The following is a 20,843-nucleotide window of genomic DNA, read 5'->3' on the forward strand; positions in this document are numbered from 1 at the left end:
GTCATGTCCGGGTGTGTCCGCTTCTGCCCCCAGGATTCGGGGGTGTTCCGAGAACGGCGCATAATGACGGGGTTCAACTCGCCCGGGGCGAGTTGAACTTGCACCGACAACGTTGATCCATCTAGCCTCTTCCGGTCGTTCGGAGCCGATTTGCCAGCGCTGGGCCCAGCGGCCCGAACGAGGTTCGGGAGTACCTGTGGTGTACTTCGGCAGGCTCTTGCGGAATTTCCGTCCAGGGAATTCGGTCCAACGCGTAGCCGGGGGGCTAATCGTGAGTGACAAATCCGTGAAATCCGTGACGGTGGCCGTTCTCGCCAACGACCCGGTGACGGGCGAGGGGGCGGTCTGGTGGCTCTCCTCCTGCAAGGACATCACCGCCAGCTACTGGACCTGGCGTCACCCGGCCGATGTCCTCCTGGTGTTGGCCACCGAGGTCACCGCGGACACCCTCGCCCGGGTGGAGCGGGTCCAGCACGAGACGCCGGACAGCGTCCTGCCGATGGTGCTGGTCGCCCAGGAGTTTCCCGAGCACCACATGCTGCGGGCCATCGACCTCGGCCTGGTGAGCTACCTGCACCGGCAGGAGAGCGGGTTCGACGACATCAAGCGCGCCGTGCACGAGGCCGCCGCCGGCGGCCGGGACCCCTCGGTGCAGCAGGCGCTGATCGGCCACATCCGGGCGCTGCGGGACAGGGCGCTGGCGCCGGCCGGCCTCAACCTCGCGGGTCTGGCCGACCGGGAGGTCGAGGTGCTGCGCTTCCTGGCCGAGGGGCTGAGCACCAAGCAGATCTCCGCGAAGCTCAGTTACTCGGAGCGCACGGTGAAGAGCATCGTGCACGACGTGGTCACCCGGCTCAACCTGCGCAACCGCACCCACGCCGTGGTCTACGCCTTACGCACCGGGGTGATCTGACGTTCCGTCACGGCAGGCAAGAGCGCGCTGTCACCTCACGGCGCGCGGTCAGCTCCCCGAGCGGGCCGCCACCAGGCCGCTCTCGTAGGCCGCGATGACGGCCTGCGCGCGGTCGCGCACATCGAGCTTGCCGAAGATGCTGGTGATGTAGTTCTTCACGGTGGAGACGCTGATCTCCAGCACCCGCGCGATCTCGGCGTTGTCCAGACCGGTGGCCATCAGGCGCCACACCTCGATCTCGCGCGGCGTCAGCTCACCTTGGCCCGGCGCCGGGGCGGGCGGCTGCGGGCGCCGCGCGGCGGTGACGAAGGTGGAGATCAGCCGGGTGAGCAGGCGCGGTGCCACCGCGGCCTCGCCGCCGTGCACGGTGCGCAGCGCCGCGAGCAGCTCCTCCGGCGAGACGTCCTTGGGCAGGAACCCGTAGGCGCCCGCACGCAGCGCGGCCACCACGTACTCGTCCATGTCGAAGGTGCTCAGGGCCAGCACCCGGCACTCGGGCAGCTCCCGGGTCAGCCGCTCGGTGGCCTGGACCCCGTCCAGCACCGGCATCCGGATGTCCATCACCACCACGTCGGGCCGGTGCAGCCGGGCGAGTTCGACCGCCTGCTCGCCGTTCTCGGCCTCCGCCACCACCGCGAAGGCCGGGTTGGGGGCCAGGATCAGCGCCAGCCCGCGCCGCACCAGCGGCTGGTCGTCCGCGATCAACACCCTGATCCGCTGCGGCGATTCGCTCATGCCGGCAGCTCCTCTCCATCGCCCGGCGCCACCGGCAGGCTGGCCGCCACCCGGAAACCGCCGCTTTCGAGCGGGCCGGCCACCATGGTGCCGCCCTGCAGTGCGACGCGTTCCCGCATTCCGATCAGACCGTACCCGCTGCCGCCCGGCCCCGGGCCCACCGCCCCGGTGCGGCCCGCCCCGGCCGCCACCGGCACCCCGGCCGGTACGCCGTGGCCGGTGTCGCGCACCTCGACGGTGATCCGGTCCTGCCGGTAGGTCAGCTGGACCTGGGCCCGCGCCCGGCCGCCGGCGTGCTTGCGGGCGTTGGTCAGCGCCTCCTGCACGATCCGGAAGACGGTCAGGCCCAGGCTCGGTGGCAGCGTGCGCTGCTCGCCGCGCACGGTGAACTCGGTGGGCAGACCGGCCAGTCGGGACTCCTGGATGATCCGCTCCAGGTCCGCGGTGCCCGGCTGCGGCGCGTTCGGCGCCTCCTCGGCCTCGTCACCGGCCCGCAGCACGTCGAGCAGCTGGCGCATCTCGCGCAGCGCCAGGCGCCCCGAGCTCTCCAGGGTGATCAGCGCATCGCGCACCACCTCGGTGTCGCCCCCGAGGTTGGCCCGCGCGCCGCCGGCCATCAGCTGCATGGTGGTGATGTGGTGCGCCACGATGTCGTGCAACTCCCGGGCGATGCGGCGGCGTTCCCGGGCCACCGCGCGGTCGGCCAGCACGGTGCGCTTGGCCTCCAGGCCGCGCTGGTAGCGGTTGACACCGGCGGCCGTGCCGATGACCAGAAGGCTGGTGGCCAGGGAGCCCAGGAGGTCCGCGGCGGACGGGGGGAACGCCCGTCCCTGACCCACCGCCGATACCGCGGTGCAGGCGAGGGCGGCCCCCGCCGTCACCCCGGCGGGGCTGGACCGGGCGGCGGCGAACAGGGCCAGCGCGAGGGTGGCGCCGAAGTGGCTCGGCACCGCCGGCACGCCCACGTTCAGCGTGAGGTTGAAGGTCAGCACGGCCGCCAGCGCGGCCAGCGGGTAGCGGCGCTGGATGAGCAGTGGCAGGGCGGTCAGCACCAGCAGGATCAGACCGGCCGCCGTGACCGGGTGGGAGCGCTCCAGACCGCCGATGCTGTAGCCGAGCAGGTCCAGGGTGGCCGCCGCGACGCACAGCAGCGCGTCGTTGCGGGTCCAGGGCAGCGTGTCGGCGCTCAGTGCGCGCCGCACCAGCCGGCTCGGCGCGCTGAGCGCCCGGCGCGTGGCCATCGTGGTCGGTCCTCCCCGCGGCCTGCGCACCGGACCTTCGCCGGTGCGTCGAGACCGTCGTTCACCAGCCATTCTCGCATCGCGCGCGGCGCCGACCACGGGCCCGAGGGCCGACCCCGGACCGGGACCAGGGTCCTGGTCCGGGGCCCGGCGCGGACCCGGGGCCTGGTGGTGTTCTCGTCCCGCGCTCGGACGAGAACGGGGGGTTGGCCGTGATGGTCTGGAGACCGGCCGGGAACCCCCGGCAACTGCACCACTGCCGGAGGACATTGTGATCCGCGCCCTGACCGGGTTCTCCACCAGAAATCCGTGGAAGGTCATCGCCGTCTGGGCGGTCCTGGGAATAGGCCTGACCATCCTGAGCCAAGCGCTGATGTTCAAGGTGACCCAGACCCAGACCGCGGACTTCCTGCCGAAGAGCTACGACTCGGCCGCCGCGATGAAGATCGCCCAGGACCGGTTCGGCACGAAGGCCGACAGCAACCCGGTGACCGTGCTGGTGGCCCGGACGGACGGCAAGCCGCTGACCGCCGCGGACCAGCAGCAGATCGGCGCCGAGGCGGAGAAGCTGGGCCGGTTGAAGGTCACCATGCCCAGGACCAAGGACACGATGCCGCTGGCGCACGACTACTCGCAGATCCCCCAGGTCGGTACGGCCATGGTGGCACCGGACCGGACGTTCGAGCTGCTGTCGGCCAACCTGACCGGGAACTCCGCGGACCCGGGCCTGCAGGCCACCTTCCGGGCGTTCCGGGACGGCACCAGGGCCGAGTTCGCCACCGTGGGCATGCGGACCGGCTTCACCGGCTCACTGGCCGACCAGATCGACTCCGACGACTCCACCAAGACCCTGTCGACCGTCGCCTCCGGTGTCATGCTCGGGCTGATCGTGCTGATCCACGTGCTGGTCTTCCGCAGCGTCCTGGCGGCGCTGGTGCCGCTGCTGTTGGTCGCCGTCATCGGCGGCATGGCGAGCGGCGCGGTGGTCGGCACCGCGCTGCTCACCGGGATCAAGCTCGACCCGTCGGTGCCGAGCCTGATCAGCGTGGTGCTGCTCGGCATCGGCATCGACTACTTCCTCTTCATGATGTTCCGCTTCCGTGAGCACCTGCGGGCTGATACCGGCCGCGGGTCCCAGCAGCACCGACACGATGCCGCCGCCGAGGTGAGCGGGCGGGTGGGCACGGCCGTCACCTCGGCCGCGCTGACCATCGTCGCCGCCTTCGCCACCCTCGGGGTGGCCACCTTCGGACAGTTCCGGGTGCTCGGCCCCGCCATCGCGGTCTCGGTCCTGGTCATGCTGCTGGCCAGCCTCACCCTGATGCCGGCCGTGCTGGCGGCCTGCGGGCGCAAGCTCTTCTGGCCCTCGCGAGCCCTCAAGCGCGAGCCCCGCGAGGGTGCGGCCGCCCGCTTCGGCGACCTGGTGGCCCGACGGCCGCTGGCCATGATCGTCGCCGGCCTCGCCCTGATGGGCGCGCTCGGCGCCGGGCTGGTCGGCATGAAGATGGACTACGGCCTGGGCGGCGGCGGCCCGCGCACCGCTGCGCAGACCACCGCCGCCGAGATCTCCCGCGCGCTGCCCGCCGGGGTGTCCGACCCGACCAGCGTCTTCGTCGAGGCCAAGGACGGCGGAAAGCTCAACGCCGGTGCCCTGGACGGTCTGGCGCACGACCTCGGCCAGGTCGCCGGGGTCGGCCAGGTGGCGAAGCCGGTGCTCAGCGAGGACGCGCAGGCGGGCCGGATCGACCTGTTCCTGACCGCGGACTCGCAGTCCCAGCAGGCCCGTGACCTGGTCTCGGGCCCGCTGCGGGCGGCGGTCGCCAAGTCCACGCCGACCGGCCTGGTGGCCCATGTCGGCGGCACCCCGGCCATCTTCGCCGACGTCTCCACCGCGGTCGACCACGACCTGCGGCTGGTCTTCCCGGTGGCGGCCGCACTGATCGCGGTGATCCTGATCCTGCTGCTGCGCAGCCTGCTGGCGCCGATGGTCCTGATGCTCTCGGTCGGCCTCGGCTTCGTGGCCACCCTGGGCGCCGCCACCCTGGTGTTCCAGCACGCGATGAACAAGCCGGGCGTCACCTTCACCCTCCCGCTGGTGCTCTTCCTCTTCGTGGTCGCGCTCGGCACCGACTACAACATCCTGATCAGCGACCGGATCCGGGAGGAGATGGAGCGGCCGGGGCCGGCCCGCGCGGCGGTGGCCCGCGCCGTGCGGCACACCGCGCCGGCCATCGCGACGGCGGGCCTGGTGCTGGCCGGCTCCTTCGGCAGCCTGGCGGTCACGCCCACGCCGAGCACCCAGCAGGTCGGCTTCGCCACGGGGCTCGGCATCCTGCTCTCCGCCTTCGTGCTGTCGATCGTGCTGGTGCCCGCGCTGGCGGCGCTGCTGGGCCGCAGCATCTGGTGGCCGGTCCGCCCGGGCCGCGCGGCGGGCCACCGGCAGCCGCCGCACCAGGGGTTCGCGCCGCAGCCGGCCGCGTACCAGCAGAGCGGGCACCCGTACCCGCCACAGGGCCACGACCTGTACCAGGACCAGGGCCCGGGCGCCGACCCGTACTGGATCGACACCACTCACCGCTGAGCCGTTCCCTGATTCCCGATTCCCGCCCGTTCCCCTGTCCCGCGCGGCCCGGCAGGGCTGTGGCCCCACCGCGACGAGCGGCGGGGCCACAGCCGGCGGTGGCGAGGGCTTAGCCGGCGGGCTGCTGGCGGTAGGACTCCAGTGCCGCGGCGGTCTTGGAGGCGATGAACTCCGCGATCGTGTACTCGGCGACGCCGGCCACGGTGAACGGGTCGCTCCGCACGATCTCCTCGATCTTCGCCCGGTCCTCGCCGACGGCGATGATGACGCCGCCGTCCGGCGGCACCTTGCGGCCGGAGGCGAGGAAGATGCCCGAGGCGTAGTGGGCGTCCAGCCAGGCGTTGTGCTCGGCGAGGGCGGCGTCGACACGCTCGATGGGTGCGATGTAGGTCAGCTCCAGAATGAACATGATCGCCAGGATAGGCCCCGGCCCGGCCCACCCGCCGCAGATCCGGAGAATGTCCGACGGTCGGTCAAACATCGCTGTCGGTAAAGGATTTGACGCGCCCAGCCGGCCCCACCGCCCGCCGTGGTGGGGCCGGTTGAGCGTCGCTGGGCTCAGTAGCGTTCCGCCGTCGCGACCTTGGCGGTCAGCGTGACGTCCGTGTCCTTGGTGCTGAACGCCACCGGTTGCGCCTTCTGGCCGGGCGCGAGGTGCTCGACGCCCACCACGGTGCTGTCCACCTTGGTGCCCGAGGCATCCAGGAAGTCGATCCGGACGGCGTAGTTCGCCGCGCTGGAGGTGCTGTTGGTGATGCTCACCACCGTCGCGTTCAGCCCGCCCGTGGTGGCCTTGGGCACCCCCGTGAGGGTGATGTCACCCACCGCGTTGCCACTGCCCGTCACGTCGGCGAGCGCGGCCGACGCCGAGGCCTGCGCCTTGGCCCCGGCCGCGGAGACCGAGGCCTCGAAGGAGGCGGCCGCGCCCGACGCGGAGGAGGCAGCCGACGACACCGCGGCCTTCGCGGAGGAGGCGAGCGAGGACAGCCCGGAGGGCACCGAGCCGGAGAAGGAGGCCGTCGCGGGGGAGAACGGGGTGGCGGTGGTGGCGCCGCCGGATGAGGTCGTGGAGGAACTGCTGCACGCCGCCAGGCCGGCGACGGCACCGGCCGTCACGATGAGTGCCGTCGCGGCCGTCAGACGTCCGGTCAGCGCGCCGGTCGCGACTCGTCCTGCATGGCTTCTGTTCAAGGATCCGCCCTACTCACTGGCCGGGAACCGCTCCCGTGCCGTCACGGTCCACCGTTCCTGCGGCCGGGGCGGGCGGCCACCCGCGCTGCTCCAACCGGCGCCCGGCCGCACCCGGGCGTCGGTGTTCAGCCCAGCGGCGGCCGGGTCTGCTCCTCCTTGACCACGTCCAGCAGTTCGATCAGCGTGAGCGCGAAGACCACCGCGAGCCCCAGCACCACCACGACCCACCCGGTGGGGTAGGACCAGAACACCAGCGCGAGCCCGGCGGCGCCGACCACCGTCCAGCTCAACGCCGCCTTGAACCGGTGCACCCAGGGCCCCACCGGCCCGGTGTGCAGCCCGGCCCGCCCGGCCGCCGCGCGCGCCGCGTGCGGACCGGCCTGCCAGATGTCGCGCAGCTGCCGGGCCAGGCGGCTGGGGCCGCTCAGCCAGGCGCCGAGCGCCACCGCGAGCCCGAGCACCACGTACGTCCGCACGCTCACCCGCAGCAGCCGCACCAGCGCGTCGTAGACGGCGCCCGCCGCGGGCTGGGAGACGTCGGCGGGCAGCGCGTCCAGGTAGAGCACCCGGAAGACGCTCAGGCCGATGCCGAGCGCGAGGGTGGCCACGGCGACGCCGAGGGCGAGCGCGATCAGCGCCTGCCGGCGGTGCCGGGCCAGCAGCAGGCCGATCACGGCGAACAGCGCCGTGAACACCGGCAGCCAGGTGCCCGCCAGCTCCAGCAGGCGGATCCCGGTGCGCACCGTGCCGACCTCCGAGGCCTCCACCACGGTGTACTCGGCGTGGATCGTGGGGATCGCGCTCGCCACGCCCACCCCGGAGTTCACCAGCTGCTGCTTGAGCTGGTCGATCAGCGGGGCCAGGTCGATGGTCACCGCGTTGTTGGTCAGCTGCACCGTGCCGCCGCCCTGGCCGGTGAGCGCCTTGTTGAACTGGTCGTGGACCGTGCGGTTGGCCTGCTCCCAGAAGCCGGCGAAGGCCGAGCCGGCGACCACGCTCTGCGCCTGGTTGCGCACCAGACCCTGCAGCGCGCTGTCGATCGTCCCGCTCAGCTGCCCGAGCAGACCGGAGAGCGCCGACTGGTCCGAGGGCGCGACCTGCTGGAGCAGTGAGCCGGCGCTCAGGTTCTGGGTGACGGCGGTGGCCACCTTGTCGGCCACGGCGCTCTGCACCGCGGGGTTGCCGGCCAGCGGCGCGACGGTGGCCACGTAGCGGTCGGTGTTCTCGACCAGATCGGAGGCCCAGACCGCGACCACGCTCAGTGGGGTCAGCAGTGCCGCGAGCACCAGCAGCAGCCAGGTGAAGGCCGCCCGGCTGCGCCGCGCCGCCGGTCCCGTGCGCTCGCTGCCGGCGCGCTCGCCGTCGTTCGGATCGGCTGTCGCCATCTCAGGTCTCCGTTCTTCCCCCCGCTTGTCGGCCGTTACTCGTCCGCCGCCGGGACATCGGGCGGTGACGGCGACGGTGGGGGGATCTTCGGGGTGCCCAGGTAGCGGGCCAGGAAGGTCTCCTGGGCGAGGGTGGCGCCGATGGTCAGCGCGCCCGTGAGCACGGCGCAGATGGCGACCAGCCAGGAGAGCAGGGTGAAGATGGAGCCCAGCGGTCCGTACGCGGCCAGGCTCCGGTTGAGCGCGCGCGGGATGTAGAGGTGCGCGGTGATCGACAGCGCGGAGGTCGCGGCCGCGGTGAGCACCGCCGCGGGCAGCAGCGGTAGCCAGGGCATCCGGCCGCCCAGCAGCAGGTGCTGGGTCCACCACCAGACGAGGGCGCTGCTCAGGAAACCCAGCGGCAGCCCGACCCACATCCCGGCCCCGAAGCCGTTGCGCACCGGGCCCTGCAGGACCAGCACCAGCATCCAGGTGAGGATCCAGGCGAACCAGCGCCAGACCGCCACCCGGGTGGGCGCCGGCCCCAGCACCCAGGCGCGCTGGCAGATCCGGGCCAGTGCGCGGCTGGAGCCGGTCGCGGAGAGCAGCACCATGAGGGTGCCGATCACGCTGGTGGTCTCGCGCAGCTCCCCGCCCTCGGTCGCGTAGAGCGCCTGGAGCTGCGCGGCGCCCGCACCGCTGAGGCCGAAGACGGAGCGCACCGAGTTCACCAGGTTGGTGCGCACGGTGTTGGGCGCGGTGGCGGCGACCACGAAGAGCAGCGGGACGGCGGTCAGGAAGATCTGCGCGGCCAGCCGGGTGCCGGCCTCCATGATGTGGGCGGCGAGCAGCCGCCCCGTCAGGGTGGTCAGCACCGGCAGCCGCCGTTCGGCCTCGCTGATCGTGCGCCCGCAGTAGTCACGCGTCGACCGGGACCAGGCGGACACCCGCGCGCGCACCTTGTGCCGGTCGGGCGCCATCAAGCAGGTCTGCCCTGGCGGGTGAGCCGGACCAGCTCGTGCCAGAACGGAGCCGCGCTCAGATAGGTGCCCAGCGCGGCCATGGCACCGAGCGCGACGTCCACGCTGAGCCGGCCCTGTTCGGTCCAGTAGACGTCCTGCAGGTCCAGCAGCAGGGCGAACTCGTCCGCGATCAGGGCCAGGCCACTGCCGTAGCCGGCGGCCACCAGCGGATGCCGCACCGCCCGCTCGTCGCCCCGGACCGCGACCAGCCCGACGGCGGCCAGCGCCGCGATGCCGAAGTTGTAGTGGTGCACGTGCCGCCCGCCCGCCGACACGTTGCCCCAGGGCAGCCAGCCACCGCGGATACCGTGGGTGATCACCCGGGCCGTGCCGAAGGTGGTGCCGAAGGCGACCCAGGTCACCATCAGGGACCGGCTCGTGGGCGTCAGGTGGGTGTCCGACGCCTGTCGCCAGTGCTGGACCGGCCCCTTGGACGGGACCTTGTGCCGCGCTGCGCCACCCGCACTCATAGCGGCCTCTCCCTCCGGCTGCCGGGGCCTCGCGAGGCGTTCCCCGGCAGCGCGGCGCGAGCACCGCAACCGGCGGCCGACCAGCCGGACGGAGCAGCGCGTCCGTCCATCCGAGGCGCGTGGTCGGCGCAGTCGCACGGCCGCCGGGTGCTCACGGCGGAAGTCGTCGCCGCCCCCAGCGGTCCGAGCCCGCCGCCCGGTGATCATCTGTGCTGGAATGCTGCACTGCACCGTGAACAGCGGAAGAGAACCCGAGGGGGACTGTCAGCGTGAAAGAGCGCTCATGGAACGAACTGACCGCCTACCATGCCCGGCTCCGCGGCTGCCTGCTCGGCGGCGCCATCGGGGACGCGCTGGGCAACCCGGTCGAGTTCCTCTCGCTGGCGGAGATCCGGGCCAAGTACGGCGAGAACGGCGTCACCGGTCCGGTCGCCGACGGCGACGGGGTGATCGGCCGGGTCACCGACGACACCCAGATGACGCTCTTCACCGCCTCCGGCTGGCTGAGCGCATACGCCCGCGCCAAGGCGAAGGGCATCGGCGGCGCCGAGGGCGCGATCCTGCGCGACGCCTACCTGTGCTGGCTGGAGACCCAGACCGAGCCCGCGCCGCCGCCCCACCAGGGGCTGCGCCACCGCACCGGATGGCTGCGCGAGGAGCCCTGGCTGTACGCCCGGCGGGCGCCCGGCAACGCCTGCCTGTCCGGTCTGCGGCAGACCCACACCCCGAGCCTGAACGATCCGCTCGACGGTCGGCCCGGACCGGTGAACCCGCACTCCAAGGGCTGCGGCACGGTCATGCGCTCCGCCCCCTTCGGCTTCACCGACCGGGACGCCAAGGCCGCCTTCGAAGCCGCGGCGCACTGCGCCCAGATCACCCACGGCCACCCCACCGGCTACTACGCCGCCGGCGCCTTCGCGGCCATCGTCCACCACCTGCTCGACGGTGTGTCACCGGCCGCCGCCGTGCTGCTCACCCTGGACCTGCTGGCCCGCTACCCCGGCCACCAGGAGACCAGCACCGCACTGCGCGCGGCCTACGACCTGGCCACCGAGGGCGGCGAGGCGACCGCGGAGAAGCTGCAGAGCCTGGGCGCCGGCTGGGTCGCCGAGGAGGCGCTGGCCATCGCGGTCTACGCCGCGATGGCGCAGACCCGGCCGCAGACCTTCTACGTCGACCAGCAGGGCACCCACTGCCACCCGACCCCGCCGCGCACCCCCATCGAGGCCGCCTTCCTGCTCTCGGTCAACCACTCCGGTGACAGCGACTCCACCGGCTCCATCTGCGGCAACCTGCTCGGCGCCCAGTACGGCGACGTCTGCCTGCCGCCGGACTGGCTGGGCCGGATCGAGGGCCGCGCCGCGATCACCCGCCTCGCCGACGACATCGCCGCCGAGGTGGCCCCGGGCGAGCAGCGCCGCTGGATCTACTAGAAGGCTTCCGCTTCCGCTTCCGTGTCCGGCCCGGCTTGGGCCGGGCGGATGGATGGCGCGATTCGTGGGGTGCGTGTCGTTGACGCCACGATCGCCGCGGCCGCAGGCTGGAGGCGTGGCCACATCCCGCATCGTCTTCGTGATCTTCGACGGCTTCCAGCCGCTCGACCTGGTCGGCCCGTACGAGGTGTTCCAGCACGCGGGCCGCCGGTCGGGCGGCTACAGCTGCCAGGTGGTGGCGCCCACCGCGGGCCCGGTGCGCTCGGCCAGCGGTCTGCCCGTGCACGCCGAGTACGGCGTGGCCGACCTCGATCCGCAGGGGATCGACACCCTGGTGGCGGTGGGCGGCGAGGGCGTCGACCGGGCCCGGCACCAGCGGGCGCTGGTCGACTGGATCGCCGCCGCCGGCGCCGGGGCCCGCCGGGTCACCTCGGTCTGCAGCGGCGCCTTCCTGCTGGCCGCCGCCGGCCTGATCGATGGCTGCCGGGTCACCACCCACTGGTCGCGTGGCGAGCAACTCGCGCGCGAGCACCCAGAGTTGCTGGTGGACTGCGATCCGATCTTCGTCCGGGACGGGCGGGTGTGGACCTCGGCCGGGGTGACCGCCGGCATGGACCTGGCGCTCGCCCTGGTGGAGGACGACCTGGGCCGGGCGGTGGCCCACGCCGTCGCCCAGGAGCTGGTGCTCTTTCTGCGCCGCCCCGGCAGCCAGTCGCAGTTCAGCGTGCCGCTCTGGTCGCGCCAGCCGGCCAGCGACCCGATCCGCACCGCGGTGGCGGCGATCCACGCCGACCCCGGCGCCCGGCACGCCATCGCCGACCTGGCGACGCAGGCCGGGCTGAGCCCCCGTCACCTGCAACGCCGCTTCGCCGCCGAACTCGGCACCCCGCCGGCCGGCTACGTGGAGCGGGTGCGGGTGGAGGCGGCCCGCCGGGCGCTCGCCGAGGGCGACGACCCGCTGGAGGCGATCGCCCGCCGGTACGGGTTCGGCACGGCGGAGACGCTGCGCCGCACCTTCCACCGGCAGGTCGGCGTGACGCCCTCCGACTACCGCGACCGCTTCCGGACGATCAACCCCGACCCTGTTTCCGTGGATTGACCAAGACCTGAGGAGCAACGATGACGACCTACGGACTTCTGCTGTTCGACGGCGCCGAGGAGCTCGACTTCGTCGGCCCCTGGGAGGTGTTCACCGTCTCGGCCTTGCTCCGGGCCGAGGCCGGGAACACCGACCGGGCCGTGCTGATCGCCGAGCGGCCTGGCCCGGTGCGCTGCAACAAGGGCATGCGGGTGCTGCCCGACCACACCTTCGAGGACCACCCGCCGCTGGACCTGCTGCTGGTCCCCGGCGGCCAGGGCGCCCGCACCGAAGTGGCCAACCCGGTGCTCGTCGAGTGGATCCGCGAGACCGCCGCCCAGGCCGCCTGGACCACCAGTGTCTGCACCGGCGCGCTGCTGCTGCACGAGGCCAGCCCGGCCCGCGGCCGCCGGGTGGCCACCCACCACGCCTTCGAGGACACCCTGCAGGCGCGCGGCGACATCACGGTGGTGCGCGACGCCCGGTATGTGATCGATGGTCAGCTCGCCACCAGCCAGGGAGTCTCCGCCGGAATCGACCTCGCCCTGTGGCTGACCGGGCGGCTGCACGGGCGCGACCACGCCCGCGCCGTGCGCCGGTACATCCAGTACGAGCCGGCCCCGCCGTACCTCGCGGACGAGCCGCTGGCGGACTGAGTACTGAACGACTGATCGCTGAACGACCGATCGCTGAACGACCGAGTGCTGACGGACCGGGCGGCGCCCGCGGCTCAGGCCGGACCATTACGTTCCGGTCACGGCGGGCCGCCGGGCGCCGCTTTTGTCGGTGCATGTCGGAGAGGAAGGTGACAATCCAGGCGCCCGGCCACGCGGAACGCTGTTGACGGCAAGATCCACGATTGTGAAGAGTGGGGTGCGAACGGAGGCGCCCGGGGGAGCGCCCCGGTAGGGGTCCGATGTACCCGTACTGCTCCTCCATCCCGCGCGCGCACGGCAGTTCGGCGTGCGCGCGAACTGTCCGCGAACTCTTGTCGCGCTCACGCATTCGTCAAAGGGGTGGAAGCGTCATGCCAGGACGCCTGGCCGGCAGCACCGCTGTCCTATGTCTCGCCGGGGCGGTGCTGTCCACCGCCGCCGCCGGGGTGAGCGCCGGTGGGCCCGGGGCCGTTCGCGCCGCCGCCCTGGCGGGCGCCACCGCTGCGACTGCCGTGCCGAGCACCGACGTCGGTGACAGGGCCTTCGGCACCTGGCAGCAAGCCCACTGACGCAGAACCGCCGAGCCCCGGCCGCACCCGGCCGGGGCTCGGCGGTTCTGCCCTGTCAACGCTCCTGACGAAGCGTCAGATGCCGGTCCGGCTTCGCCGACCGGCGACACGGCACCCCGGGCCCGCTCGGGTCCCGACCACTCCTACACACCCCTGGGGGAACTCCCATGAAAACCTGGCACGCCCTGCGCCCGGTCCTCGCCACCGGCGCGGCCGGCTTGGCGGCCCTCACGCTCGCCGGCGCCGTGACCGCCCCGACCCCGGCCCGAGCCGCTGCCGCGGCCACCGGCTCGCCGGTCCACAACGGGACGCCCGAGATCGGCCTCGCCCTGGTCCACACGGGCTTCGCCGCCGGCAGCATGGGATTCGAGCTGCACGTCACCGTCACCAACCACACCGGCGCGGCCTACCAGCACTTCACCCCCACCCTGGGTGTCCTCGGCACCGGGATGACCACCCAGAACATCCGCTTCCAGACCTGGTCGAAGGAGAACGACCTCGTTCCGCAGCCGGTGCGCGCGAGCACCGACTCGACGGTCTGGCTCGACTCGGCGGCACTCGACACCCCGCTCGCCGACGGCCAGTCGGTCACCACCGACCTGTCCCTGATGATGCCCACCACGGTCGCCGAGGCGACCACCAGCTTCACCGTCGCCAGCCAGGCCGAGGGCGACGGCACCGCCGCCCCGGGCAGCACCCTGACCGTGCTGACCGACGGCGCCGCGAGCGGCACCGCGACGCTGACCCCGGCCCAGGGCGGCCTGGCCTTCGGCGCCCTGCCGATCGGCAACACGAAGAGCCTCCAGCTCCAGCTGACCAACAGTGGCACGGCACCGACCACGATCACCTCCGTCAGCACACCCGCCCAGCCGTTCACCGCGAGCCTGCCGGCCGTGGGCACCACGGTGGCGCCCGGCGCCAGCGTGCAGGTGCCCGTCACCTTCAACCCGGCCGCCACCGGTGCGCAGAGCGGCACCGTGCTGATCACCACCAGCGGCAGCACCGTCACCGTGCCGCTCACCGGCACCGGCGCCGCCGCCACCCCGGACGGCCAGGCGCTGCCGGCCCCCACCGACGCCTCCTGGACCCGCAACGGCTCCGCCACCCTGAACGGCTCCGACCTGGTGCTCACCAAGGCCGGCGGCGGCTACGGTGCCGGGTCAGCCGTCTACCCGACGGCCGTGCCCTCCGCCGGGCTGCACGCGGCCTTCACCACCGAGATCGACGGCGGCTCCGGCGCCGACGGCCTCACCTTCGCCCTGCTCGACCCGGCCGCCGCCACGCCCACCAGCCTCGGCGCCCCCGGCAACGGGCTCGGCTTCCAAGGCCTTTCGGGTGTCGCCCTCGCGCTGGCCACCGACAACAACGCCCAGCTGAACTCGGCCAACTTCGTCGCCGTCACCGCCTCCACCAGCGGCGCCACCGGCAACCTGCTCTACACCGCGAGCAACACCGCCATCGCCTCGCTGCGCGCCACCACCCACGCCGTGACCGTGGACTACACCACGGCCGGCCACCTGGTGGTCCAGCTGGACGGCACCCAGGTGATCGACACCGCGGTGCAGTTGCCGCCCAACGTCGTGCCCGCCTTCACCGGCGCCAACGGCGGCAGCGACGACAACCACATCGTGCGGGGCGTCAGCATCACCGCCGGGCAGTCGCTCGGCCTGACCGGCCTCGGCGTCTGGTCGACCACCGACCCCGCCTCCTCGGCGCCGATGGACTGCGTGCTGTGGCAGTTCGCCGGACCGAACACCGCCACGGTGGGCGGCCAGATCCACTACCAGAAGGTCTCCACCACGCCCGGCAGCCAGCCGGACCCGATCAGCGACTGGTCCATCGCCTACACGGCGAGCGGCAACTACGCCGGCAGCGCCGGTGAGTACTCCTGGTGCGCGGATACCGCCCAACTCCCGGCCTCCGGCAGCGGGTTCCAGTGGGTCCCGGTCTCCGTCACGGCGGACAACGGGCACGGCAACACCGTGCGGGCCAATGCGCCGCAGCTAGCGGGGCTGACCATCACCGACCCGAACGGCCAGGCCGACAGCCCGGTGTTCAGCACCGCCCCGACCGGAGCCGCCAAGACGACCGGCACCGCGACCGGCGGTGTCGCGCAGCAGGCGGCGCCGAGGGTGTGGCACGTGATCGGCACCAACCCCGTCCGCTTCGCCTGACGCACAGTCAGCAAGCCCAAGGGTGCCGGTAGTCGGCGCCCGCCTCGATCGAAGGGAATGACAGCGTGACCGACCGCATCCGCCGGTTGCTCGTATCCGTCCTCTTACTGGTCCTCGTCTCCGCGGCGGGGGTCCCGGCCGCCTGGGCCGGGACGGCCGACCGCTCCCTGTCCACGGCGAGCCATGGCCGCCAGGCCGCGACGGGCGGCGGCACCCCGCCGAAGGCCGCGGTGGCACCCAAGCCACTGACACTGGACCAGAAACGGCAGCAGGCCGCCAAGCTGAACCAGGCACCCGACCCCGTCCCGGCCCCGCCGGCCGGCAGCGTGCCCCAGCCGACCGGCCCCGGCTACCAGAAGCACCAGGGCCCGCTCCCGCAGGGGCTGCCCGCGGCCCCGCACCCGACCGGGCCGGCCAAGTCGATGAGCCGGGCGGCCCAGCCGGCCGACGCGACCAGCAACCCGTACATCTCCAACCTGCACCCCTACACGGACAACATCCAGGCCGGCAACACCCTGCTGTCCTGGTGCGTGACCTGGGACTTCACCCAGAACCCGCCCGCCAAGATCGGCACCCAGGGAGGGCTGGGAGCGGTCTCCGTCTATCTCTACCGGTCCTCGGACAACGTCCAGATGGACTTTCAGCCGTGGATGCTCTACAAGTCGACCGGCTACTGCGCGATCCAGCCGCAGCTGGTGGCGGGCGTCAACTACTACGCGGTCGTCGTGTACTCCTATCAGGACGGCACCACGGACCGGCTGACCTCGGTCTCCGTGCCGCCGGTGCCGATCGTCGGCATCCCCGCGAACGCCGCGCTGGGCTGCCCGGGTTCGCCCGACAGCTCCAGCATGGCGCCCGATCTGAACAAGTCCTGCGGTGACCCGGTCAACACCGCCACCGGTGCCTTCGGCGAGAACGCCACGGACGCCGCACTCGCCGCGCCCGGCACGCCGTTCCAGCTGACCCGGACCTACACCTCGGACAACGCTGCCACCGGGGTGTTCGGCCCCGGCTGGGTGTTCCCCTACTCGGCCTCGCTGCTGGTGGGCCAGTCGGTGGTCAGCTTCATCTCGGAGAACGGCTCGCAGACCGACTACACCGTGCAGAGCGACGGTTCGCTGCAGAACACCCGCCCCTACACCCGGTCCAAGCTGCAGAAGACCGCCGGCGGCTACCAGTTGACCGCCACCGACCAGCACACGCTGCTCTTCGACGCGAGTGGCCGGCTCACCGGCATGCTCGACCCCTACGGCGTCGGGCTGAGCTTCGGCTACACGGGCAACCAGCTCACCGGGCTCACCGACGCCGCCGGACACACCGTCGCCTTCGGCTACACCGGCTCGCTGCTGACCACGGCGACCCTGCCCGGCCAGCGCACCATCACCTACAGCTACACCGGCGGCCGGCTCACCGGCGTGCAGGACCTGCGCGGCCAGACCACCAGCTACGGCTATGACGCCACCAGCGGTCTGCTCACCAGCGTCACCGACCCGCTGGGCCACGTCGTGACCAGCAACAGCTACGACAGCTCGGGCCGGGTGATCGGCCAGACCGACGCGCTGGGCGGCCGGACGACCTTCGGCTACGACACCGCCAACCCGGGCACCACTTACGTCACCTCGCCCGACGGCGGCATCTGGACCCACGCGTACGTGCGCGGCGTGATCAGCTGGGAGTCGGACCCGTACGGGAAGACCACCAAGTACGGCTACGACGCCTCCTTCAACCGCACCTCGCTGACCGACCCGAACGGCAACACCACCACCTCCACCTTCGACGCCAACGGCAACGTGCTGACCCGCACCGCCCCGTCCTCGGTGCCGATCACCGAGACCTGGACCTACGACGGCGCCAACCACGTGACCTCGTACAAGGACGGGCTCGGCAACAGCACCACGCACACCTACAACAGCCACGGACAGCTGGCCTCCAGCACCGATCCGACCGGCGCCACCAACGCCTACACCTACACCGCGCTCGGCGCCGTGGCCACCGTCACCGACCCGCGCGGCCAGGTGACGACCAACGGGTACGACGGCGCGGGCAACCGCACCTCGATCAGCACGCCGCTCGGTGAGAAGACCACCTACACCTACGACGCGTACGGCCGGGTCGCCACCGTCACCGACCCGCGCGGCAACGCGGCGGGCGCCAACCCCGCGGCGTACACCACCAGCTACGGCTACGACGCGGGCGACCTGACCACCTCGGTCACCGACCCGCTCGGCAACACCACCGGCTACGGCTACGACGCGGACCGCAACCTGGTCAGCGCCAAGGACGCGCTCGGCAACACCACGAGCTACGGCTACGACGCGGCCGGCCACCGCACCACCGTCAAGGACCCGGCAGGCAACACCACCACCACGTCCTACGACTCGGCCGGCGACGTCACCTCCGACACCGACGCGCTCGGGAACCGGACCACCTACGGCTACGACCACGACAACCACCGCACCACCCTGGTGACGGCCCGCGGCAACGCGGCCGGTGCCACGGCCGCGAGCTACACCTGGTCCTACGGCTACGACGCCAACGGCAACCAGACCGCGGCGACCGACCCGACCGGCGCGGTCACCGCCACCGCCTACGACGCGGTCAACCGCCCGGTCACCGTCACCGACCCGCTGGGCAACGTCACCACCACGTCCTACGACGCCACCGGCCACGCGCTGAGCGTCACCGACCCGACCACGGCGAAGACCTCCTACGGCTTCGACACGGCGGGCCGGCTGACCAGCACCACCGACCCGCTCGGCAAGACCACGAGCTACACCTACGACGCGGCCGGCAACCGGCTCAGCCAGACCACCGCGGAGGGCGACCGGACCACCTGGACGTACGACGCCGACGGCCGGCTCGCCACCGCGGTCGACCCGCGCGGCAACGTCACCGGCGCCACCGCGGCCACCTACACCACCAGTTACGGCTACGACGCGGCCGGCCACGCCACCGGCGTCAAGGACCCGCTGGGCAACACCACCAGCACCGCCTTCGACGCGCTGGGCCGGCCGACCTCGGTGACCGACCCGCTCGGCCGCACCACCAGCACCGCGTACAACGCCCTGGGCCAGGTCACCACCGTGACCGACCCGGCCAACGCGGTGACCACCAACGCCTGGAACGGCCTCGGCGAGCGGACCAGCCGGACCGACGCCAACGGCCATGTGACCGGCTACGGTTACGACGCACTGCACCGTCCGAGCACGGTGACCGACCCGCTCGGCCACCAGGTGGCCTACGGCTACGACCCGGACGGCCACACCACCACGACCGTCAACGCCCGCGGCGCCACGGCCACCACCGGCTACGACCCGCGCGGCCTGCCGACGGGCACCAGCTACAGCGACAACACCCCGGCCGTCTCCCAGACGTACGACAAGGCCGGTCGCCCCGCCACCGTCACCGACGCCACCGGCACCCGGACCTTCGGCTACGACGCGGCGGGCCGGCTGACCTCGGTCAGCGCCCCCGGCGGCGGCAGTGGCTTCGGCTACACCTACGACGCCGACGGCAATCTGACGCTCCGTCAGTACCCTGACGGTGAGAAGATCGGCTACGCCTACGACGGTGAGCGCCGCGAGACCCAGCTGACCGCCGACGGCACCAGCACCACCTACGCCTACGACCCGGCCGGGCACCTCACCAGCACCACGCTGCCCAGCTCCAACGGCTATGTGGAGTCCCGCGGTTACGACGCCGACGGCCGGCTCAGCAGCATCGGCAGCACCAAGGGCGGCAGCACGCTCGACTCCTGGCAGCTGACCCGCGACGCCGCGGGCCAGCCCACCACGGTCGGCGTCAGCCGGCTGGGCATCACCACGCCCCAGCAGACCTACGGCTACGACCAGGACGGCCGGGTCACCTCCGCCACCACGGCGAGCGGCACCGCCGGCTACACCTACGACGGTGTCGGCAACCGCAAGACCATGGTCAACGGCACCCGGACCACCAGCTACAGCTACGACGCGGCCGACGAACTGACCACGTCCGCCAGCGGGTTCGTCCGCCAGAACTACACCTACGACGCCGACGGCAACTACACCGGCAACGGCTCCTCGGCGAGCACCGTCAGCTACGACTTCAGCAACCACCCGATCGCCGCCGTCCAGGCCGGGGTCGGCTACACCTTCACCAACGACGCCCAGGGCAACCGCGTCACCACCAGCTCCGGTGGCAGCACGGTGCGCACCGCCCTCTGGGACATCAACAACGCGCTGCCGCAACTCGCCACCGAGACCAACGCGACCGGTGCCGTCACCGGCGACTACACCTACGACCCGCTCGGCCTGCCCCAGTCGCAGCGCACCAGCGGCGCCACCTCCTACGACCACCACGACTGGCTCGGCTCCATCACCGACCTGACGGACGCGAACGGCGCCCAGCAGAGCCGGATGTCCTACGACGCCTTCGGCCAGCAGAGCACCACGGCCGTCGCCGCCAATGCGCCGGTCAGCCCGTTCGGCTTCGCCGGGCAGGACAACGACCCGACCCTGACCGGCAAGCAGGACAACCGGGCCCGCGACTACGACCCGTCCACCGGACGGTTCACCGGCCGCGACCCGCTGCCCACCGCCGCGGCCTCCTCGTACGGCTCCGCCTACGTCTACGCGGCGGACGCGCCGACCGACCTGGTCGACCCCAGCGGGCAGTGCAGCGCCAAGGCCTGGCTCACCGACCTCGTCACCATCCACTGGGGCCTCGACGGCGACAAGGGCAAGTGCGCCGACGAGGACGCCAAGACGGCCCAGACCTCACCGCTGGCCGCCGCGGCCTCCCAGAACCTGGAGCGCGCCACCGACCAGGCGATCCAGAAGGGCGGCGACTTCAGCGCCGGCTTCCTGGACAGCACGACCTTCGGTCTGATGTCGCAGCTGGACCCGAACTTCCCGGGCAACGCCTGCGACCCGGCGTTCCGCGCCGGCAGCCTGGCCGGGATGGTCACGCCCTGGGGCGGACTCGAAGGCGAGGGGGCGGAGCTCGCGGCCCAAGGGCTCGCTGCGGTCGGCAAGGAGGTCGCCGGCAAGCCGACGGAGCGGATCGCTCTGGGGCTCTCCCGCGGCCTCATCAAGCGGGCCACGGACTCGGGTGCCCGGCATCTGATGGACCCGGGGCTGGACTGGAAGACGGAACTCACGGAGGCGATCAAGCGGGCGCAGGGCGCCAATCCCACCACCACGTTCGACTTCTACATGGACGGACTGTCAGCCGATCGCCTGGGACTGGACTCAGGAGCCTCGTTGAAGGACCGGATCACCATCCTGGCCGATTACGGGGACCAGGACCGCGGTGGGCCGGTGGCCTGGGAGGTCAGCCAGCTGCGGGCGGCCGGTCTGCTGTCGCGACTCAGCTTCTTCGAGGACGGAGCCGCACTGCAGAATCCCTTCTAGGAACCGACCGATGGAGACATCGACCA

General features: G+C 72.5%; 14 protein-coding genes. 7 read left to right on the forward strand and 7 right to left on the reverse strand.

The annotated features are described in order from the left end of the window. The first annotated feature begins 271 nt into the window (after window positions 1–271). Window positions 272–913 carry a LuxR C-terminal-related transcriptional regulator gene (locus ACFZB9_RS10250; RefSeq protein WP_391445528.1) on the forward strand — a complete coding sequence of 214 codons (642 nt, stop codon included), beginning with the start codon at window positions 272–274 and terminating at the stop codon, window positions 911–913. A 48-nt stretch (window positions 914–961) separates the two neighbouring features. Here ACFZB9_RS10250 and ACFZB9_RS10255 read toward each other — a convergent pair whose 3' ends face one another. Both ACFZB9_RS10255 and ACFZB9_RS10260 read right to left on the reverse strand, forming a co-directional pair. Beyond that, a complete protein-coding gene (locus ACFZB9_RS10255) occupies window positions 962–1,648 on the reverse strand; it encodes a response regulator (protein ID WP_391445530.1) in 687 nt (228 codons plus the stop codon). After that, entirely contained in the window at window positions 1,645–2,889 is a 1,245-nt protein-coding gene (locus ACFZB9_RS10260; protein ID WP_391445532.1) for a sensor histidine kinase, read from the reverse strand. The genes ACFZB9_RS10255 and ACFZB9_RS10260 overlap by 4 nt, the downstream gene beginning before the upstream one ends. Before the next feature lie 271 nt (window positions 2,890–3,160). On the opposite strand from ACFZB9_RS10260, the gene ACFZB9_RS10265 reads away from it, so the two are divergent. After that, complete coding sequence (locus ACFZB9_RS10265; RefSeq protein WP_391445534.1) at window positions 3,161–5,470, forward strand: MMPL family transporter; 2,310 nt, start codon at window positions 3,161–3,163, stop codon at window positions 5,468–5,470. A gap of 109 nt (window positions 5,471–5,579) precedes the next feature. Here the strand turns inward: ACFZB9_RS10265 and ACFZB9_RS10270 are convergent, their stop codons facing one another. The 5 genes from ACFZB9_RS10270 to ACFZB9_RS10290 form a co-directional block, all read right to left on the reverse strand. Further along, window positions 5,580–5,879, reverse strand: a complete 300-nt coding sequence (locus ACFZB9_RS10270; protein WP_391445535.1) for a YciI family protein — start codon at window positions 5,877–5,879, stop codon at window positions 5,580–5,582. Between the two features lie 149 nt (window positions 5,880–6,028). Beyond that, window positions 6,029–6,661 (reverse strand): FxLYD domain-containing protein, encoded by a 633-nt coding sequence (locus tag ACFZB9_RS10275; protein ID WP_391445537.1) that lies wholly within the window; start codon window positions 6,659–6,661, stop codon window positions 6,029–6,031. Window positions 6,662–6,786: 125 nt separating this feature from the next. Further along, window positions 6,787–8,046: a hypothetical protein gene (locus ACFZB9_RS10280; protein ID WP_391445538.1), complete on the reverse strand. Its 1,260-nt coding sequence runs from the start codon at window positions 8,044–8,046 to the stop codon at window positions 6,787–6,789. Window positions 8,047–8,081: 35 nt separating this feature from the next. Beyond that, window positions 8,082–9,005: a hypothetical protein gene (locus tag ACFZB9_RS10285; RefSeq protein WP_391445539.1), complete on the reverse strand. Its 924-nt coding sequence runs from the start codon at window positions 9,003–9,005 to the stop codon at window positions 8,082–8,084. Next, window positions 9,005–9,517, reverse strand: a complete 513-nt coding sequence (locus ACFZB9_RS10290; RefSeq protein WP_391445541.1) for a hypothetical protein — start codon at window positions 9,515–9,517, stop codon at window positions 9,005–9,007. The genes ACFZB9_RS10285 and ACFZB9_RS10290 overlap by 1 nt, the downstream gene beginning before the upstream one ends. Window positions 9,518–9,786: 269 nt before the next feature. On the opposite strand from ACFZB9_RS10290, the gene ACFZB9_RS10295 reads away from it, so the two are divergent. The 5 genes from ACFZB9_RS10295 to ACFZB9_RS10315 all read left to right on the forward strand — a co-directional run bounded on the left by ACFZB9_RS10295 (window position 9,787) and on the right by ACFZB9_RS10315 (window position 20,817). Next, window positions 9,787–10,950: an ADP-ribosylglycohydrolase family protein gene (locus tag ACFZB9_RS10295; RefSeq protein WP_391445542.1), complete on the forward strand. Its 1,164-nt coding sequence runs from the start codon at window positions 9,787–9,789 to the stop codon at window positions 10,948–10,950. 115 nt (window positions 10,951–11,065) lie between these two features. Further along, window positions 11,066–12,049, forward strand: a complete 984-nt coding sequence (locus ACFZB9_RS10300; protein WP_391445544.1) for a GlxA family transcriptional regulator — start codon at window positions 11,066–11,068, stop codon at window positions 12,047–12,049. Between the two features lie 20 nt (window positions 12,050–12,069). After that, window positions 12,070–12,684 carry a DJ-1/PfpI family protein gene (locus ACFZB9_RS10305; protein WP_391445546.1) on the forward strand — a complete coding sequence of 205 codons (615 nt, stop codon included), beginning with the start codon at window positions 12,070–12,072 and terminating at the stop codon, window positions 12,682–12,684. A gap of 736 nt (window positions 12,685–13,420) precedes the next feature. Then, window positions 13,421–15,427, forward strand: coding sequence for a choice-of-anchor D domain-containing protein (locus ACFZB9_RS10310; protein WP_391445548.1), 2,007 nt, complete (start codon window positions 13,421–13,423; stop codon window positions 15,425–15,427). A 65-nt stretch (window positions 15,428–15,492) separates the two neighbouring features. Continuing rightward, window positions 15,493–20,817, forward strand: coding sequence for a DUF6531 domain-containing protein (locus ACFZB9_RS10315; protein WP_391445550.1), 5,325 nt, complete (start codon window positions 15,493–15,495; stop codon window positions 20,815–20,817). Window positions 20,818–20,843: the final 26 nt, after the last annotated feature.

Source organism: Kitasatospora sp. NPDC008050 (genome assembly GCF_042957465.1).
GTDB lineage: Bacteria > Actinomycetota > Actinomycetes > Streptomycetales > Streptomycetaceae > Kitasatospora.

Bases quoted from the DNA above. Each gene is read 5' to 3' on its own strand.
- ACFZB9_RS10285 (WP_391445539.1), bottom strand. From the start codon at position 9,005: ATGGCGCCCGACCGGCACAAGGTGCGCGCGCGGGTGTCCGCCTGGTCC.
- ACFZB9_RS10255 (WP_391445530.1), bottom strand. From the start codon at position 1,648: ATGAGCGAATCGCCGCAGCGGATCAGGGTGTTGATCGCGGACGACCAG.
- ACFZB9_RS10280 (WP_391445538.1), bottom strand. From the start codon at position 8,046: ATGGCGACAGCCGATCCGAACGACGGCGAGCGCGCCGGCAGCGAGCGC.
- ACFZB9_RS10310 (WP_391445548.1), top strand. From the start codon at position 13,421: ATGAAAACCTGGCACGCCCTGCGCCCGGTCCTCGCCACCGGCGCGGCC.
- ACFZB9_RS10260 (WP_391445532.1), bottom strand. From the start codon at position 2,889: ATGGCCACGCGCCGGGCGCTCAGCGCGCCGAGCCGGCTGGTGCGGCGC.
- ACFZB9_RS10270 (WP_391445535.1), bottom strand. From the start codon at position 5,879: ATGTTCATTCTGGAGCTGACCTACATCGCACCCATCGAGCGTGTCGAC.
- ACFZB9_RS10290 (WP_391445541.1), bottom strand. From the start codon at position 9,517: ATGAGTGCGGGTGGCGCAGCGCGGCACAAGGTCCCGTCCAAGGGGCCG.
- ACFZB9_RS10305 (WP_391445546.1), top strand. From the start codon at position 12,070: ATGACGACCTACGGACTTCTGCTGTTCGACGGCGCCGAGGAGCTCGAC.